We start from the raw sequence: 17,885 nt of genomic DNA on the forward strand, positions 1-17,885 counted from the left end.
AGGGGGATGAAAATGTCTGATTATCTAGTCATCGTGGAATCGCCGGCAAAGGCGAAAACGATTGAACGTTATTTAGGGAAGAAATATAAAGTCAAAGCTTCAATGGGACATGTCCGGGATCTTCCGAAAAGTCAAATGGGAGTTGACATCGAACAGAACTTTGAACCGAAATATATTACGATCCGCGGAAAAGGCCCTGTTTTAAAAGAATTAAAAACAGCGGCAAAGAAAGCAAAAAAAGTCTATCTCGCGGCCGACCCCGACAGAGAAGGGGAAGCGATTGCATGGCATCTCGCACACAGTCTTGATCTGGATCTCAGCTCGGACTGCCGGGTCGTCTTTAATGAAATAACGAAAGACGCCATTAAAGAATCATTTAAACATCCGCGCATGATTAATATGGATCTTGTCGATGCGCAGCAGGCGCGCCGCATACTAGACAGACTCGTCGGATACAAAATCAGCCCGATTCTTTGGAAAAAAGTAAAAAAAGGCCTCAGTGCGGGCCGTGTGCAATCCGTTGCGCTCCGGCTGATCATCGACCGGGAAAAGGAAATCAACGACTTTAAACCTGAAGAGTACTGGACGATTACCGGCTCATTTTTAAAGGGAAAAGAGACGTTTGAAGCCGGATTTTTCGGAAAAAACGGCAAAAAGCTTCCTTTAAAAAACGAAGAAGACGTAAAAGCCATCCTTGCCCAGCTGAAAGGCAATAAGTATACAGTTGACAAGGTTACGAAAAAAGAGCGCAAACGAAATCCCGCTCTGCCGTTTACAACGTCCACTCTGCAGCAGGAGGCTGCAAGAAAGCTGAATTTCAGAGCGAAGAAAACGATGATGATCGCTCAGCAATTATATGAAGGAATTGATCTCGGCAAAGAAGGGACAGTCGGGCTCATCACGTATATGAGAACGGACTCAACGCGGATTTCCAACACAGCCGTTGAAGAAGCGTCAGCTTTTATTGATCAGGCGTACGGAAAAGAGTACTTAGCGGGAAAACGGAAACCGGCAAAGAAAAATGAAAACGCTCAAGATGCCCACGAAGCGATCCGCCCGACTTCGGTGCTCAGAAAACCTGCCGACTTAAAAGCGGTGCTTGGAAGAGACCAGCTCAGATTATACAAGCTGATTTGGGAGCGCTTTGTTGCAAGCCAGATGGCGCCTGCCGTCCTTGATACGATGAGCGTCGATCTCAGCAATAACGGATTGACATTCCGGGCAAACGGAAGTAAAGTCAAATTCGCCGGCTTCATGAAAGTCTATGTAGAGGGTAAAGACGATCAGCTGGAAGAAAAAGACCGCATGCTTCCGGACCTTAAAGAGGGAGACACGGTTTTATCGAAAGATATTGAGCCTGAGCAGCACTTTACTCAGCCGCCTCCGCGTTATACAGAGGCGCGCCTGGTTAAAACGCTTGAAGAACTGGGGATCGGCCGTCCTTCGACATATGCGCCGACTCTTGACACCATCCAGCGCCGCGGTTACGTGGGATTAGACAATAAACGGTTTGTGCCGACTGAGCTTGGGCAGATCGTGCTGGATCTTATCATGGAGTTTTTCCCGGAAATCATTAACGTTGAATTCACGGCTAAAATGGAAAGAGACCTTGACCATGTTGAAGATGGCCAGACAGAATGGGTTCAAATCATTGACAGCTTCTATACTGATTTCGAAAAACGCGTGAAAAAAGCGGAAGCCGAAATGAAAGAAGTGGAAATTGAACCTGAATACGCCGATGAAGATTGTGAGTTATGCGGCTCCCGGATGGTTTATAAAATGGGCCGGTACGGCAAATTTATGGCGTGCTCCAACTTCCCTGACTGCCGGAATACAAAACCGATTGTCAAACAAATCGGCGTAAAATGCCCTAAGTGCCATGAAGGAAACATTGTCGAACGAAAATCAAAAAAGAAACGCATCTTTTACGGCTGTGACCGTTATCCTGAATGCGACTTCGTATCTTGGGACAAACCGATTGAACGAAAATGCCCGAAATGTGAAAATATGCTCGTAGAGAAAAAGCTTAAAAAAGGCATACAAGTACAATGCGTCGAATGCGATTATAAGGAAGAACCACAGAAGTAGCGGTGAGCAGAGCCTTGCTCACCTTCTTTGTGTGGAAGGGACAAACAACAGGAGATGAAAAGAAATGAACCAGCAAACAGTTAATGTAATCGGAGCAGGCCTTGCCGGAAGTGAAGCGGCATGGCAGCTTGCAAAACGAGGAATTCAAGTGAAACTATATGAAATGCGGCCCGTCAGGCAGACGGCAGCCCATCATACTGATAAATTCGCCGAACTGGTATGCAGCAACTCCCTCCGTTCAAATACACTCGCCAATGCGGTAGGCGTATTAAAGGAAGAAATGCGGGCGCTTGACTCGGCAATCATTCAATCTGCTGATAAATGTTCGGTTCCGGCCGGGGGAGCGCTTGCCGTTGACCGTCATGAATTTGCGCAAAGCGTGACGGATCTCGTGAAAAACCATCCGAACGTAACGGTTCTTACTGAGGAAGTAACAGAGATTCCGGAAGGCCCGACTGTTATCGCGACCGGACCGCTTACGTCAGAATCGCTTTCACAGCAGCTGAAAGAGCTCACGGGAGAAGAGTATCTGTATTTTTATGACGCGGCGGCGCCGATTGTCGAAAAAGACAGCCTTGATATGGAGAAAGTGTACTTAAAATCCCGTTATGACAAGGGAGAAGCGGCGTACTTAAACTGCCCGATGACAGAGGAAGAGTTCGACCGTTTCTATGAAGCATTGACGACGGCTGAGACGGTACCTTTAAAAGAATTCGAAAAAGAAATCTTCTTTGAAGGCTGCATGCCGATTGAAGTCATGGCGAAAAGAGGCAAGAAAACGATGCTGTTCGGACCGATGAAACCGGTCGGACTGGAAGATCCGAAAACAGGCAAGCGCCCTTATGCAGTCGTTCAGCTCAGACAGGATGATGCGGCGGGAACGCTTTATAATATTGTAGGTTTTCAGACACATTTAAAATGGGGAGACCAAAAAGAAGTGCTTAAACTGATCCCCGGTCTTGAAAATGTTGATATCGTCAGATACGGCGTCATGCACAGAAACACATTTATCAACTCGCCGAGCCTTTTGAACCCGACATATCAATTTAAACAGCGGAACGATCTGTTTTTCGCGGGCCAAATGACCGGCGTAGAGGGTTATGTTGAATCTGCCGCTTCAGGTCTTGTAGCGGGAATCAATGCCGCCAAACTTGTGCTCGGTCAGGATCTTGTGACATTCCCGCAGGAGACGGCGATCGGAAGCATGGCTCACTACATTACGACGACGAATCAGAAGAACTTCCAGCCGATGAATGCAAACTTCGGCCTCTTAAAAGAATTGCCTGTAAAAATTAAAAACAAAAAAGAACGAAATGAAGAATACGCTAAACGCGCAATTGAAACTATTCAAACTATTTCGAAAACGATATAGCTTTTCATTGCAACTTCGATGCATTATATGATACCATTTAAAAGCCCTTCGGAGAGGGAGGTCTTCATAATGACTGAGAATGTTAACTTTTTTTTAAAGTTATTCGTTGAATATTTACAAATTGAAAAAAATTATTCACAATATACTATTGTGAATTATGTTAATTCGATTGAAGAATTTGGGATGTTTCTGCATGCTCAAAATATAAATGGAATGAAAGAAGCTGCATATCATGATGTGAGAATATTTTTGACAGAGGCTTATGAAAAAGGCCTGTCAAGAAAAACAATCAGCAAGAAAATTTCAGCTTTGAGAAGCTTCTATAAATTTTTAATGAGGGAAAAGCTTGTTGAAGAGAATCCGTTTCAGCTTGTTCATCTGCCGAAACAAGAGAAACGGATTCCGAAGTTTCTTTATGAAAAAGAACTTGAGGAACTATTCGCTGTTTCAGACAGAAGTCAGCCGTCAGGGATGCGCGATCAGGCCCTGCTTGAGCTTCTTTATGCGACCGGAATGAGGGTCAGTGAGTGCTGTACGCTCACTGTCGGCGATCTTGACCTGTTCATGGATACGGTGCTCGTTCACGGGAAAGGCAAGAAGCAGCGCTATATCCCGTTCGGCTCATATGCCCGTGATGCGCTGGAGCTGTATATCAACAGCGGAAGGCAGTGCCTGCTTGAAAAAGCAAAAGAGCCTCATGATGTGCTGTTTGTCAATCAAAGAGGCGGCCCGCTGACCGCCAGAGGAATCCGGTATATTTTAAGCGGGCTTGTAAAAAAAGCATCCGGCACTTTACATATACACCCGCATATGCTTCGGCACACGTTTGCGACTCATCTGCTGAATGAAGGGGCTGATTTAAGAAGCGTCCAGGAGCTTTTGGGCCATTCCAATCTGTCTTCTACGCAGATATACACGCATGTATCGAAGGAAATGCTGAGAAACACATATATGTCCCACCACCCGAGAGCTTTTAAAGAAAATTAAAAGGAGGCCCTTCTCATGTCATCTTTTCATGCGACAACGATTTTTGCCGTCCAGCATAACGGGAAAAGCGCTATGTCAGGAGACGGCCAGGTCACATTCGGTCAGGCTGTAGTCATGAAACATACCGCGAGAAAAGTGAGAAAGCTGTTTAACGGAAAGGTTCTGGCCGGATTTGCAGGATCTGTTGCAGACGCTTTCACACTTTTTGAAATGTTTGAGGCGAAGCTTGAAGAATACAACGGCAATTTAAAACGTGCGTCGGTTGAGCTTGCGAAAGAATGGCGCAGCGATAAAGTGCTGCGCAAGCTGGAAGCCATGCTGATTGTCATGAACCAGGATACCTTGCTTCTCGTATCGGGAACAGGTGAAGTGATTGAGCCGGATGACGGCATTTTGGCAATCGGCTCCGGCGGAAACTACGCCCTGTCAGCAGGAAGAGCGCTGAAAACCTATGCCGGAGAGAATCTGTCCGCCAAAGATATTGCAAAAGCCGCTTTGAAAATCGCGGGCGAGATTTGTGTGTACACAAACGATCAGATCATTTTGGAAGAACTTGAATAGAAAGGACTTGAGGCGCATGGAAAACAAACCGTTAACACCGAGACAAATCGTAGATCGGTTGGATCAATACATTGTAGGACAGCAGGATGCGAAAAAAGCTGTCGCCGTGGCATTAAGAAACCGCTATCGCAGAAGTCTTCTTGATGAAAAACTGAGAGACGAGATCGTTCCCAAAAACATCCTGATGATGGGCCCGACCGGGGTGGGGAAAACAGAGATCGCCAGACGGATCGCCAAGCTTACCGGTGCGCCATTTATAAAAATTGAAGCGACAAAATTTACAGAAGTCGGCTATGTAGGCAGAGATGTCGAATCAATGGTCAGAGACCTCGTTGAGACATCCGTGCGGCTCATTAAAGAAGAAAAAATCAGCGAAGTGAAAGAACAGGCTGAAGAAAATGCAAACAAACGTATAGTGCGGCTTCTCGTTCCGGGAAAGAAAAAACAAGCGGGTGTGAAAAATCCGTTTGAAATGCTTTTCGGAGGAAGCCAGGCGGCAAATGATGATGAAGCCGACCAGCAGGAAGAAGCAAGCCTTGAAGAGAAAAGAAAGCGCATGGCGCATCAGCTCGCATTGGGAGAGCTCGAAGACCATTACGTCTCCGTAGAGGTGGAAGAGCAGCAGCCGTCGATGTTTGACATGCTGCAAGGCTCCGGGATGGAGCAGATGGGCATGAATATGCAGGATGCGCTGAGCAATCTGGTGCCAAAAAAGAAAAAACGCCGCAAAATGACGGTCAGAGAAGCAAGGAAGGTTCTGACCAATGAAGAGGCAGGCAAATTAATCGATATGGATGAAGTCGGCCAAGAGGCCGTGTTAAGAGCTGAAGAGGGCGGCATTATCTTTATTGACGAAATAGATAAAATCGCAAAAAACGGAGGGGCTTCTTCCTCAGCAGATGTATCGAGAGAAGGCGTTCAAAGAGATATCCTTCCGATTGTCGAAGGATCTACCGTCGTCACGAAATACGGCTCCGTCAAAACAGATCACGTGCTGTTTATCGCAGCCGGGGCATTCCATATGGCCAAACCGTCTGATCTGATTCCGGAGCTGCAGGGCCGCTTTCCGATTCGTGTAGAATTGAGCAAGCTGACAGTAGATGATTTTGTGAAGATTCTCGTCGAACCTGATAACGCCCTGTTAAAACAATATCAGGCTTTATTGCAGACAGAAGGTATATCTCTTGAATTTTCTGACGAAGCTATTCGTAAGATCGCCGAAGTAGCTTATCATGTGAATCAGGATACGGACAACATCGGAGCGAGAAGGCTTCACACGATATTGGAACGTCTCTTGGAAGACCTGTCGTTTGAAGCGCCGGACGTGACGATGGAAAAAGTCGCTATCACGCCGCAATACGTTGAAGAAAAGCTCGGAACGATTGCAAACAACAAAGATCTAAGTCAATTTATATTGTGAAAATTTAATAAGAGGAATTCTAGGAGGATTATTTATCATGGCTTTACTACAAAAAACACGAATTATTAACAGCATGCTGCAGGCTGCGGCAGGCAAACCCGTAAACTTTAAAGAAATGGCTGAAACGCTTCGTGACGTCATTGATTCTAATATTTTCGTCGTCAGCCGCAGAGGAAAGCTTTTGGGCTACTCTATTAATCAGCAGATTGAAAATGACCGCATGAAAAAAATGCTTGAAGACCGCCAGTTCCCGGAAGAGTACACGAGAAATCTGTTCAATGTTCCGGAGACGTCTTCAAACCTTGATATCAACAGCGAATACACGGCGTTTCCTGTAGAAAACAGAGACCTGTTCCAAGCGGGCTTAACAACGATCGTGCCGATCATCGGCGGAGGAGAGAGACTGGGCACGCTCATTCTGTCCCGTCTGCAGGATCAATTTGAAGATGATGATCTCATTCTTGCTGAATACGGAGCAACCGTTGTAGGAATGGAGATTTTAAGAGAAAAAGCGGAAGAAATCGAAGAAGAGGCGCGAAGCAAAGCGGTTGTTCAAATGGCGATCAGTTCTCTGTCTTACAGTGAACTTGAAGCGATTGAGCATATCTTTGAAGAGCTTGACGGAAACGAAGGCTTGCTTGTGGCAAGTAAGATTGCGGACCGTGTCGGCATTACGCGTTCAGTAATCGTTAACGCGCTGAGAAAGCTGGAAAGCGCAGGCGTCATTGAATCCAGATCACTGGGAATGAAGGGGACGTACATTAAAGTTCTGAACAACAAATTCCTTATTGAATTGGAAAACCTTAAATCTCATTAAGACAAAAGCAGGATCCCTAAAAATGGGCGTCCTGCTTTTTTTATGGACAATAGGTGAAAAGTTGCAGTTTAAAGTTGCTTATTGGAATCTGATCTGAGATAATCCATCTTGCTGTGTGAAAAAAGGAGGAAGATACAGAAATTCTGCTATTTTCAGTCTAATATTAAACAAATCCTTGTAGTACAAATATTCTAGGACTTAATACCTACATACAAAATAGATATAATTGAGCACTTTTTTTTAGCCTAACTTCATAGACTTTAAGCCTGTTATTTCTTACAATAAGCATATGGTTTTACAATTCTCGACAAGGATTTTTAGGAGAAAAATATCTGAAATGGAGGTAAGTGGATTTGGACTTATTTTCTGGAACTATACAAAATCTTGAGAATGCCTTGGGGAGAGCGGACATTAAGCAAAAAGTCTTAACTAATAATATCGCCAATATAGATACACCGAACTACAAGGCAAAAAAAGTCTCTTTCCGAAATTTGTTAGATCAGGAAACATCCAATCTTGAGGCTGTAAAAACCGACTATCGGCACGTTGACTTTACGGGTTCGGGGGACGATTATTCTATCGTGTCCAGCAGTGATACATCGTACCAGCAAAACGGAAACAATGTCGATATCGACAAAGAAATGACAGATTTAGCCGAAAACCAAATTAATTATCAGGCTTTGGTTGAAAGAATGAGCGGCAAATTCAATTCTCTGAAAACCGTCTTGACAGGAGGAAAATAATGAGTGGCTTTCAAAGCTTAAATATTTCGGGTTCCGCTTTAACTGCACAGCGTGTCCGGATGGATGTCGTATCGTCCAACCTGGCCAATATGGATACAACGAGAGCGAAGCAGGTAAATGGCGAATGGGTGCCTTACAGAAGAAAGCTGGTATCTCTCCAATCCGGAGGCGAATCATTTTCGTCCCTTTTACATTCCAAGATGAACGGAACAGGGAGCGCGGGAAGTGGCGTAAAGGTATCTGGTGTTACGGAAGACCCGTCCGCTTTTAATCTCGTTTATGATCCGGAGAATCCTGATGCGAATAAAGACGGATATGTACAAAAACCAAATGTAGATCCATTAAAGGAAATGGTGGATCTTGTCAGCAGCTCGAGATCATATGAAGCAAACGTAACTGCATTAAACGCCTCCAAAGGCATGCTTTTGAAGGCTTTAGAAATCGGAAAGTAAGGTGATGTAAGTGGTTAACGCTATTACTCCTTTTCAGCTTCAACAAACCCAAAACACTCAAAACGTAACGAATCAATTAAACCAAACTCAAAAAACTGATTCTTCAAACCAAACAAGCTTTTCGGAGCTTTTAAAAAACTCTATTGATTCGTTAAATGAGTCACAAGTAAAATCTGACCAAATAACGAACGAACTGGCTGCAGGAAAGGATGTAAACCTTGACGAGGTCATGATCGCTGCCCAAAAAGCAAATATTTCTCTGACGGCCGCTACCGAATTCCGCAATAAAGCCGTGGAAGCCTATCAGGAAATCATGAGAATGCAGATGTAGTGGTCAGATTGAAGAGAATGACTGGAATGACCGGGGGTTAACATGAATCGTACTCTAATGCAAATGAAAACCAAAACGGCAGCGTTTTGGAACAACAGATCAAAAACACAGAAGATACTCATGGTAAGCGGCTTGGCCGCATTCATTATTTTACTCATCGTCGTTATTATTTTTACTTCGTCTGAAAAGATGGTGCCTCTTTATAAAGATTTGTCCGCGGAAGAAGCGGGGAAGATTAAAGAAGAGCTCGATACGAAAAAGGTGTCTTCTGAACTTGCTGACGGCGGCACGGTCATTAAGGTTCCTGAGAGCCAAGTGGATTCGCTTAAAGTCCAGCTTGCCGCAGAAGGCCTGCCGAAAACGGGATCAATTGATTATTCGTTCTTCGGACAAAATGCGGGCTTCGGCCTGACAGATAATGAGTTTGACGTTTTAAAGGTTGAGGCGACTCAGACCGAATTGTCAAACCTGATAAATGAAATGGACGGTATCAAAAGCTCGAAGGTCATGATCAATATGCCGAAAGAAGCCGTGTTCGTCGGTGAAGATCAGCCGGCAGCATCCGCTTCAATCGTTTTGCAGATTAAACCGGGCTACTCGCTTGATCAAAACCAGATCAACGGGCTGTACCATCTCGTTTCTAAAAGTGTTCCGAACTTAAAAGAAGATAATATCGTCATAATGGATCAAAATTCTACATATTATGACAAAAGTGACGGCGGTGCAGGGTCCGTTTCTGACAGTTATGCTTCTCAGCAAGGTATTAAGTCGCAGGTCGAAAAGGACGTTCAAAAACATGTTCAGTCACTGCTCGGCACAATGATGGGGCAGGATAAGGTCGTGGTTTCCGTAACGGCGGATATTGACTTCACGAAGGAAAAACGCACTGAAGACACTGTCGAACCTGTCGATAAAGATAACATGGAAGGCATAGCGGTAAGCGCCGAAAAAGTTGCGGAAACGTACAAAGGCGACGGCGCGGCCAACGGCGGCACGGCCGGAACGGGAAGCAATGACACCGCGAACTATGCCGAGACAAACGGCGGTTCAAACAGCGGGGACTACGAAAAAAGCAGCAATAAAATCAACTATGAAGTCAACCGCATCCATAAAGAAATCGCTGAAAGCCCGTATAAAGTGCGTGATTTAGGCATTCAGGTCATGGTGGAGCCGCCTAATCCGAAAAATGCCGCTTCCTTATCAGCACAGAGACAGGCTGATATACAGAAGATTTTAGGAACGGTCGTCAGAACGTCTCTTGATAAAAACGAAACGCAAAATCAAAACCTGACAGACAATGATATCAACAATAAAATCGTTGTATCCGTTCAGCCGTTTGACGGAAAAACAAGCCTGAACACAGATTCGGCACAATCTTCAGGTCTTCCGATCTGGGTATACATTACAGGCGGCGTACTGCTTGCGGCCATTATTCTGCTTATTATTCTCCTCATCAGAAAGAAACGCTCACAAGAGGATGAATACGAAGAATATGAATATGAAACACCGCCGGAGCCGGTTCGATTGCCTGATATCAACGAAGAGAAAATTGAAACGGAAGAAACAGTCAGACGAAAACAGCTTGAAAAAATGGCTAAAGAAAAACCGGAAGACTTTGCTAAATTGCTTCGAAGCTGGCTGGACGAGGATTAGGGGGAATGGAAAATGGCGAAACGTGATCAGAACAAGCTTACAGGAAAACAAAAAGCAGCCATCCTCATGATTTCCTTAGGCCTTGATGTATCAGCTTCTGTATACAAGCATTTGTCTGAAGAAGAAATTGAAAGATTGACACTCGAGATTTCGGGAGTCAGAAGCGTCGATCATCAAAGAAAAGATGAAATCATTGAAGAATTTCATAATATCGCAATCGCTCAGGACTATATTTCACAAGGCGGTTTAAATTACGCCCGTCAAGTGCTTGAAAAAGCGCTCGGAGAAGACAAAGCGGTAAGCATTTTAAACAGGCTCACCTCTTCTTTGCAGGTAAAGCCGTTTGACTTCGCAAGAAAAGCGGAACCCGAACAGATTTTAAATTTCATTCAGCAGGAACATCCGCAAACGATGGCGCTGATTTTATCCTACCTTGACCCGGTGCAGGCCGGACAGATTTTGTCTGAGCTGAACCCGGACGTTCAGGCTGAGGTGGCAAGAAGGATTGCGGTTATGGACAGAACGTCTCCTGAAATCATAAATGAAGTGGAGCGGGTCCTTGAACAAAAGCTGTCCTCCTCCTTTACGCAGGATTATACGCAGACCGGCGGCATAGAAGCCGTTGTTGAAGTGTTAAACGGCGTAGACAGAGGAACGGAAAAAACGATCCTTGATTCATTAGAAATCCAAGATCCTGAGTTGGCGGATGAAATCAAAAAACGGATGTTTGTCTTTGAAGATATTGTCACCCTTGATAACCGTGCGATTCAGCGCGTGATCAGAGACGTTGAAAACGACGACCTCCTGCTTTCATTGAAGGTTGCGAGCGAGGAAGTCAAAGAAATCGTCTTCAGCAATATGTCACAGCGTATGGTTGAAACGTTTAAAGAGGAAATGGAAATTATGGGGCCTGTGCGTTTGCGTGATGTGGAAGAGGCGCAATCAAGAATCGTGGGCGTCGTCCGCAAGCTGGAAGAAGCCGGTGAAATTGTAATCGCGCGAGGCGGAGGAGACGATATTATTGTCTAATATCATTAAACAGCAATCATCATTTTCTCCTGAACAAAAACGGCGCAAGCTTTCCTTGCAGGAAGTCAGGAAAACACATTCCCAGCCAGATCGGGAGGAACCCGAAAATCCAGAGGCTCTCATGGCTTTTGCCAAAGCAGAAGCCGACAGGGTGTCTGAAGAAGCGAAAAATCAATTTGAGCACACTCTTCGGCAGATTGAAGAAGAGAAAAACCGCTGGGTGGAAGAAAAACAAAGATTGATAGAAGAAGCAAAGGCAGAAGGATATGAAGAGGGCATGGCATTGGGAAAAGCCGAGGCTCAAGCTGAATACGCTAATCTCATCAGCCGGGCCAATGCCGTTATGGAAATGGCGAGACAGTCAGTCGAGGAAAAACTGGAAAGCGCTGAGGAAGAAATTATTGAGCTTTCAGTTGCGCTCGCTAAAAAAGTATGGCGGCAAAAAAGTGATGATAAAGAGGCTTTCCTTCTGCTGGTCAAGCAGGTAGTAGCCGAAGTAAAAGATTATGATGACATCTCCATCTATGTGGACCCTGAATATTATGAGACGGTTCATCAGCATATGGACGAAATTCAGCAGCTGTTATACAAAGAATGCAGATTAAGCTTATATGCCGATGAAAAAGCCGCGAAGGGAACGTGCTCGATAGAAACTCCGTTCGGACGTGTCGATGCAGGCATAGACACCCAGCTGATGCAATTAAAGCAAAAACTTTTAACGGCGCTTGAGGCGGGAGCGGAGCAATGAAGACACAGTATTTAATAGACTCAATTGAAACAGCGGATCCGTACAAGCGCTACGGCAAGGTTAAACGGGTCATCGGGCTGATGATTGAATCAAAAGGGCCCGAAAGCTCGATCGGAGATGTTTGTCTCATTTATCCGAAAGGCCATGCGAAAAAAGCGATTAAAGCTGAGGTTGTAGGCTTCCAGGATGAAAACATTCTGCTAATGCCTTATCTGGAAGCGGCCAGCATCGCGCCGGGCAGCATTGTTGAGGCCACTGGCGAGTCGCTCCGCATCAAAGTAGGCGCGGGTTTAATCGGACAGGTTGTCGACGCGTTCGGCGAACCTCTTGACGGCCGGGCGCTTCCGAAAGGATTGTCCCCCGTTTCGACGGAGCAGCCGCCGCCAAACCCGATGAAACGCCCGCCGATACGGGAAAAGATGGGTGTCGGCGTCAGATCGATTGACAGTCTGCTGACGGTAGGAAAAGGGCAGAGAATCGGGATTTTTGCCGGAAGCGGAGTCGGAAAAAGCACCCTGATGGGAATGATCGCGAAGCAGACTGAAGCTGATTTAAACATTATCGCACTCGTCGGTGAACGGGGGCGCGAGGTGCGTGAATTCATCGAGAAGGATTTAGGCGAAGAAGGCCTGAAACGCTCGATAGTCGTAGTCGCGACCTCTGATCAGCCTGCCTTAATGCGTTTGAAAGCGGCGTATACGGCCACCGCCATTGCAGAGTACTTCCGCGATAAAGGCCGGAATGTGATGTTCATGATGGACTCTGTCACTAGGGTCGCGATGGCTCAGCGGGAAATCGGCCTGGCAGCGGGAGAACCGCCGACAACAAAAGGATATACACCTTCTGTGTTCGCTATTTTGCCCCGTTTGCTGGAAAGAACGGGCGCGAATGAACAAGGAACGATAACCGCTTTTTATACGGTTCTCGTTGACGGAGATGACATGAACGAACCGATTGCCGATACGGTGCGCGGAATATTAGACGGCCATATCGTTCTCGATCGGGCGCTTGCCAACAAAGGGCAGTTCCCGGCCGTGAACATCCTGAAAAGCATCAGCAGGGTCATGTCTAATATTTCAGACACATCGCATATAGAGGCGGCCAACAAATTCCGCGATCTTCTGTCAACTTATCAAAACTCTGAAGATCTCATTAATATCGGAGCTTACAAAAGAGGATCATCAAGAGAAATTGATGAAGCGATTCAGTTTTATCCGCAGCTTATTCAATTTTTAAAACAAGGAACGGAAGAACCTGCTCAATTGGAAGACAGCATTGCGGCATTGACGAGTCTGACAGGAAAAGAGGAATAAACATCGTGGCATACCAATTCAGATTTCAAAAGCTGCTGGAATTAAAAGAAAATGAAAAAGACCAAACATTGACTGAATACAGACAATCGGTTTCTGAATTTGAGACAGTGGCTGAAAAACTATATGAAAATATGAGCAAAAAAGAATTGCTCGAAAAAGACAAAGAATCAAAGCTGAAATGCGGGATGAGCGTTCAGGAAATGAGACATTATCAGCACTTCGTTTCCAATCTTGAGAACACCATCTATCATTATCAAAAGCTTGTCATCATGAAACGAAATGAAATGAATGAGAAGCAGGAACAGCTCACCGAAAAAAACATTGAAGTAAAGAAATTTGAAAAAATGCGGGAAAAACAATTTAATATGTTCGCACTTGAAGACAAAGCTGCAGAGATGAGGGAAATGGACGACATTTCAATCAAGCAGTTTATGATTCAGGGGCATTAGGAGCGAATGAAATGGCCGATAAAGAAAAGAGATCTGGAAAGTTCGGTTCAATCCTGCTTTTTATCATGATCCCGCTGATTTTTCTGATCATCGTCGCAAGCATCATCCTTTGGGCTGCCGGCGTTGATGTGATGAAGCCGATTCAGGAAACAGCCGCTAAAACGCCTGTTTTAAAAGAATTGGTTCCCGAAACGAAAGAAATGAAAAGCGCGGCGGAAAAGCAGAAAGAAGACAGAACGGCTTCTCTTGAAAAGACCATAAAGGAACAAAAAAGTGAAATTAACATTTTGAATAAAGATTTAGACACAAGCAAGTCCGAAATCGATAATCTGAATCAGAAAATCCGTTCACTGAAACAGGAAGCTGAACAGCAGCAGAAAACGAAGACGGATGAAACGAAAAAAGACGCTTCGGATTCAGCCGGAAAAGATAAAATGATCAACATCTATAAAAGTATGGACAGCGGTAAAGCGGCAAGCATTATCGTAAAGCTGAAAGAAAAAGAAGCCCTCGATATTTTAAACGGATTAAGTAAAAAGCAGCTTGCTGAAATCTTGACGAAAATGACTCCTGAACAAGCGGCTAAATATACAGAAAAACTATCCGCTGACGGAAATAAGGAGTGATGTAAGTTGAAGCTGCTTGAATTAACGGGTAATCGTACGCAGACTGCGCAAAACAGCAATGTGAAGATGAATGTGAACAGCTTAGGTCTATTTCAGAACTGGCTCCTGTCGGAAATCACTTCTCCCCGGCAGCCCGGAGATGAAACAAAAACAAGTGACGCAGAGCTGAATGATGCCCTATCGAAAATCGGTGATTGGCTGAAAGCCGGCCCGGAAGAAAAAGAATTGCAGCTAAAACAGCTGCTTGAGGCGGTAAAAGCTCTTGAAGGAAAGCAGACGGCTGAAACGGCTCTTCCTTTATTGAAACAGCTTGCCGAATCTGTTGAAGACATGTTAGCGGGAAAACAGCATGGGGCGAAGCCTGAAACGGATGAGCCGGATTCTTCCGCAAAAGACGGGGATTCCGTCAAGGATGCGCTTGAGAAGGGGCTGCTTTTCATTCAAGAAGCCGTATCTCAGCTCTTCACATCTCAGCAGGAACTGCCTGACAGCGCGAAGGCAAAGGCGGTTTACCAGGAAGGCGCCCGTTTATTAGAGGCATTGAAAAAACAAGGCGTTCCGGACCGCGTGATTCAAGACCTGCGGCAGACATTTTTTCCGAAAAACGAATCTGCATCTAAACTTTACTCCATGACAGCCGCTGAGCTGAAGAGCTTTCAAAGCGTCGCGGAGCAGCTTGCGGGCCTTTCTCAAAAGGGAACAAAGGAATGGGATATGGCTGAAACTGAGCTGAAAGCTTTTGTGTTATCTCAATCATCTGAATCATCCCAAGAGTCAGCCGGGAAAACAGAACAGCAAAACGGCGGCACGGTTTCTCACGCAAAGGCGCCTGACAGCAAATTGTCTGCACATATACTGTTTTCGGGAGCGAGAAGCCTTGCCGGCATTCAGCAAACGTCCGCAGGAGCTGAACAGCAGCCGGCAGAAAATAAACCGTTAACGGATCAGGTCATCAGCGGCTGGAAACAGATGAAATACACGCCTTTCGGGAAAACAACCGGAAGCTTTACGATTCGTCTTAATCCCGAGAACCTCGGATTTGTCACAATTAAGGTGACAAACGAAAACGGGATGTTTCAAAGCAAAATAATCGCATCCAGCCAGTCCGCGAAAGAGCTGCTGGAACAGCATCTTCCTCAGCTGAAACAGTCGCTTCCGAATATGTCGGTCCAAGTCGACCGTTTTACAGTCCCGCTTCAAAGCGGGGATCAGCAGCCTGTTTACGGGCAGACGGCCGATCACAATAAACAGCAGCATCAGGGACAGAGAGAGCAGAAGAACCAGCAGCAGTCAGGCGATTTCGGAGATATGCTGGAGGAGCTTTCTCTCAATGAAATGGAGGAAGAATAGTTGACATCAGTAAACTCGGATTATGCCGCGGCGGGCGCTTCAACCACTTCAAGCGCGAAGAGCACCTCCGCAGTAAACAGCAGCACGAATTTAGGGAAAGACGAATTTCTGAAGATCTTAATGACACAGGTTCAAAACCAGGACCCGCTCAATCCGGTTGATGACAAAGAATTCATAAGCCAGATGGCGACATTTTCTTCATTGGAGCAAATGATGAATATGAATACGACGATGACTAAATTTGTAGAAAATCAAGATCCGTTTACGATGTATGTGAACTGGATCGGTAAAAATGTCACATTCAGCGACAGCGACGGGAAGGACCAGACAAGCCCGGTCAATTCAGTCAAGCATTCAAACGGCAATTACGTGCTCGTGCTTGAAAATGGCAAAGAGGTCAGTCCGTGGAATGTGACGGCCGTCAGCGAAACATCTAAATAAAAAGAAACCCAGGGGGAATTTAACATGTTACGTTCATTATATTCCGGTATCAGCGGCATGAAAAACTTTCAGACAAAACTAGATGTAATCGGCAATAACATCGCCAACGTCAACACAGTGGGATTTAAGAAAAGCCGCGTTACATTTAAAGATATGATCAGCCAGACAGTCGCCGGCGGTTCAAACGTGACCAATTCAAAACAAATCGGCTTAGGTGCCGCGACTTCTTCCATTGATGTTGTTCATTCAACCGGCGCCCCGCAGGCTACACAGAATAAAACCGACCTAGCCATTGACGGAGACGGCTACTTTCAGATTAATACAGGCGCGGGAATTGTTTACACACGTGCGGGGAATTTCGGAAAGGACAATCAAGGGAACCTTGTTACGACTGACGGGTACTATCTTGAAAAAATCGGCGGCGGCAAAATCAATATTCCGACTGATGCGAAAGATTACAGCATCGGTGCAGACGGAACCGTTACATACACTGATGCAGGGGATGAGGTTCATGATGCCGGACAAATCGGTCTGGTCACGTTCCCTAACAGCGCCGGTCTGGAAAAAATCGGAGGCAACCTTTACAGAGAATCATTAAGTTCAGGAGCTGCGAGCGCAGTCACCACTCCGGGCGAAAACGGAACGGGTAAGCTTTTGGCAGGCTATCTTGAAATGTCAAACGTAGATCTGACAGATGAATTTACCGAAATGATCGTTGCTCAGCGCGGTTTCCAATCAAACTCAAAAATCATTACGACTTCAGATGAAATCCTTCAGGAGCTGGTTAATCTGAAACGGTAAGGAGGGAGGAGAGGCGGTTAGGCCGCTTCTCCGGATTGCATGATTCAAGTCACCCGTTTAAACGGCCAGCCTTTTACGCTGAACGCGCTGTTTATCGAACAGATTGAGTGCTTCCCCGACACGACGATTACACTGTCCAACGGCAAAAAATTCGTAGTGAAAGAACCGGAAGAAGCAGTTCTCAAAAAAGTCATATCGTTTTACCATAGCATACAAATATTTTCACTGGATCAGGGAATAGAGGAAGAAGAATGAAGAAAAAATTAGTCATCATTTTGCTGATTATTTTAATTGTCATCGCCGGCCTCGGAACGGCAGCATATTTTGTCGTCAGCGGAAATTCCGGCAAAGGCAAAAAGCCGACAATTGACGAAGTCGTTGCAGCCACTGTGTCTGTCGACGATATTACGACAAACTTAAAGTCTGACAGCATCATCCGTATCGGCATCAAGCTTGAAACCGACTCGGCTAAAGCGAAGGAAGAACTTGAAAAACGCGATTTTCAGGTGAAAGACAACATCATTTCCATTTTAGCCGACACAAGCGCCGGAGAGATTGAGGGAGATAAAGGAAGAGAAGCGTTTAAACAATCATTAAAAGAGAAAGTAAACAGCTATCTCCAAGAAGGAAAAGTTCAGAAAGTGTACATTACCTCCTTTAATCTGCAATAAAAACAAATTTGACAGAATACGGAGGTGAAGAAA

At 45.3% G+C, this 17,885-nt stretch carries 20 protein-coding genes; all 20 read left to right on the top strand.

Annotation, left to right across the window (positions count from 1 at the left end):
• Window positions 1-12 precede the first annotated feature (12 nt).
• The 20 genes from topA to fliL all read left to right on the top strand — a co-directional run bounded on the left by topA (window position 13) and on the right by fliL (window position 17,852).
• Window positions 13-2,088, top strand: coding sequence for a type I DNA topoisomerase (gene topA / locus G4O42_RS08095; protein ID WP_029325907.1), 2,076 nt, complete (start codon window positions 13-15; stop codon window positions 2,086-2,088).
• A gap of 64 nt (window positions 2,089-2,152) precedes the next feature.
• On the top strand, window positions 2,153-3,460 hold the full coding sequence (gene trmFO / locus G4O42_RS08100) for an FADH(2)-oxidizing methylenetetrahydrofolate--tRNA-(uracil(54)-C(5))-methyltransferase TrmFO (RefSeq protein WP_012117550.1): 1,308 nt from the start codon (window positions 2,153-2,155) through the stop codon (window positions 3,458-3,460).
• A gap of 69 nt (window positions 3,461-3,529) precedes the next feature.
• On the top strand, window positions 3,530-4,447 hold the full coding sequence (gene xerC / locus G4O42_RS08105; RefSeq protein WP_007409774.1) for a tyrosine recombinase XerC: 918 nt from the start codon (window positions 3,530-3,532) through the stop codon (window positions 4,445-4,447).
• A 15-nt stretch (window positions 4,448-4,462) separates the two neighbouring features.
• A complete protein-coding gene (gene hslV / locus G4O42_RS08110; protein ID WP_003154267.1) occupies window positions 4,463-5,008 on the top strand; it encodes an ATP-dependent protease subunit HslV in 546 nt (181 codons plus the stop codon).
• 16 nt (window positions 5,009-5,024) lie between these two features.
• Window positions 5,025-6,428, top strand: coding sequence for an ATP-dependent protease ATPase subunit HslU (gene hslU, locus G4O42_RS08115; protein WP_007611413.1), 1,404 nt, complete (start codon window positions 5,025-5,027; stop codon window positions 6,426-6,428).
• A gap of 37 nt (window positions 6,429-6,465) precedes the next feature.
• Entirely contained in the window at window positions 6,466-7,245 is a 780-nt protein-coding gene (codY, locus tag G4O42_RS08120) for a GTP-sensing pleiotropic transcriptional regulator CodY (protein ID WP_003154263.1), read from the top strand.
• A 353-nt stretch (window positions 7,246-7,598) separates the two neighbouring features.
• The gene (gene flgB / locus G4O42_RS08125) at window positions 7,599-7,988 is read left to right on the top strand and encodes a flagellar basal body rod protein FlgB (RefSeq protein WP_003154260.1); all 390 of its coding nucleotides are present in this window, start codon (window positions 7,599-7,601) and stop codon (window positions 7,986-7,988) included.
• Window positions 7,988-8,440, top strand: a complete 453-nt coding sequence (gene flgC, locus G4O42_RS08130) for a flagellar basal body rod protein FlgC (protein ID WP_007409776.1) — start codon at window positions 7,988-7,990, stop codon at window positions 8,438-8,440. Before flgB ends, flgC begins: the two co-directional genes overlap by 1 nt.
• Before the next feature lie 10 nt (window positions 8,441-8,450).
• Window positions 8,451-8,771 (top strand): flagellar hook-basal body complex protein FliE, encoded by a 321-nt coding sequence (fliE, locus tag G4O42_RS08135; RefSeq protein ID WP_007409777.1) that lies wholly within the window; start codon window positions 8,451-8,453, stop codon window positions 8,769-8,771.
• 42 nt (window positions 8,772-8,813) lie between these two features.
• Entirely contained in the window at window positions 8,814-10,424 is a 1,611-nt protein-coding gene (gene fliF / locus G4O42_RS08140) for a flagellar basal-body MS-ring/collar protein FliF (protein WP_032874889.1), read from the top strand.
• 12 nt (window positions 10,425-10,436) lie between these two features.
• Entirely contained in the window at window positions 10,437-11,453 is a 1,017-nt protein-coding gene (gene fliG, locus G4O42_RS08145; RefSeq protein ID WP_003154256.1) for a flagellar motor switch protein FliG, read from the top strand.
• On the top strand, window positions 11,446-12,201 hold the full coding sequence (gene fliH, locus G4O42_RS08150; protein ID WP_032874891.1) for a flagellar assembly protein FliH: 756 nt from the start codon (window positions 11,446-11,448) through the stop codon (window positions 12,199-12,201). Before fliG ends, fliH begins: the two co-directional genes overlap by 8 nt.
• Window positions 12,198-13,514, top strand: a complete 1,317-nt coding sequence (gene fliI, locus G4O42_RS08155; RefSeq protein ID WP_007611430.1) for a flagellar protein export ATPase FliI — start codon at window positions 12,198-12,200, stop codon at window positions 13,512-13,514. The genes fliH and fliI overlap by 4 nt, the downstream gene beginning before the upstream one ends.
• Window positions 13,515-13,519: 5 nt before the next feature.
• Complete coding sequence (fliJ, locus tag G4O42_RS08160) at window positions 13,520-13,963, top strand: flagellar export protein FliJ (RefSeq protein WP_032874893.1); 444 nt, start codon at window positions 13,520-13,522, stop codon at window positions 13,961-13,963.
• A gap of 11 nt (window positions 13,964-13,974) precedes the next feature.
• Window positions 13,975-14,589, top strand: a complete 615-nt coding sequence (locus tag G4O42_RS08165; protein ID WP_015388236.1) for a MotE family protein — start codon at window positions 13,975-13,977, stop codon at window positions 14,587-14,589.
• A 6-nt stretch (window positions 14,590-14,595) separates the two neighbouring features.
• Complete coding sequence (locus G4O42_RS08170; protein WP_032874895.1) at window positions 14,596-15,939, top strand: flagellar hook-length control protein FliK; 1,344 nt, start codon at window positions 14,596-14,598, stop codon at window positions 15,937-15,939.
• Window positions 15,940-16,380: a flagellar hook assembly protein FlgD gene (gene flgD, locus G4O42_RS08175; RefSeq protein WP_007409782.1), complete on the top strand. Its 441-nt coding sequence runs from the start codon at window positions 15,940-15,942 to the stop codon at window positions 16,378-16,380.
• A 24-nt stretch (window positions 16,381-16,404) separates the two neighbouring features.
• Window positions 16,405-17,181 carry a flagellar basal body rod protein FlgG gene (gene flgG / locus G4O42_RS08180; RefSeq protein ID WP_007409783.1) on the top strand — a complete coding sequence of 259 codons (777 nt, stop codon included), beginning with the start codon at window positions 16,405-16,407 and terminating at the stop codon, window positions 17,179-17,181.
• A 39-nt stretch (window positions 17,182-17,220) separates the two neighbouring features.
• The gene (gene swrD, locus G4O42_RS08185; RefSeq protein ID WP_003154243.1) at window positions 17,221-17,436 is read left to right on the top strand and encodes a swarming motility protein SwrD; all 216 of its coding nucleotides are present in this window, start codon (window positions 17,221-17,223) and stop codon (window positions 17,434-17,436) included.
• The gene (fliL, locus tag G4O42_RS08190) at window positions 17,433-17,852 is read left to right on the top strand and encodes a flagellar basal body-associated protein FliL (RefSeq protein ID WP_032874897.1); all 420 of its coding nucleotides are present in this window, start codon (window positions 17,433-17,435) and stop codon (window positions 17,850-17,852) included. The genes swrD and fliL overlap by 4 nt, the downstream gene beginning before the upstream one ends.
• Window positions 17,853-17,885 lie beyond the last annotated feature (33 nt).

This window comes from Bacillus sp. LUNF1, assembly GCF_011008975.1.
Taxonomy (GTDB): domain Bacteria; phylum Bacillota; class Bacilli; order Bacillales; family Bacillaceae; genus Bacillus; species Bacillus velezensis.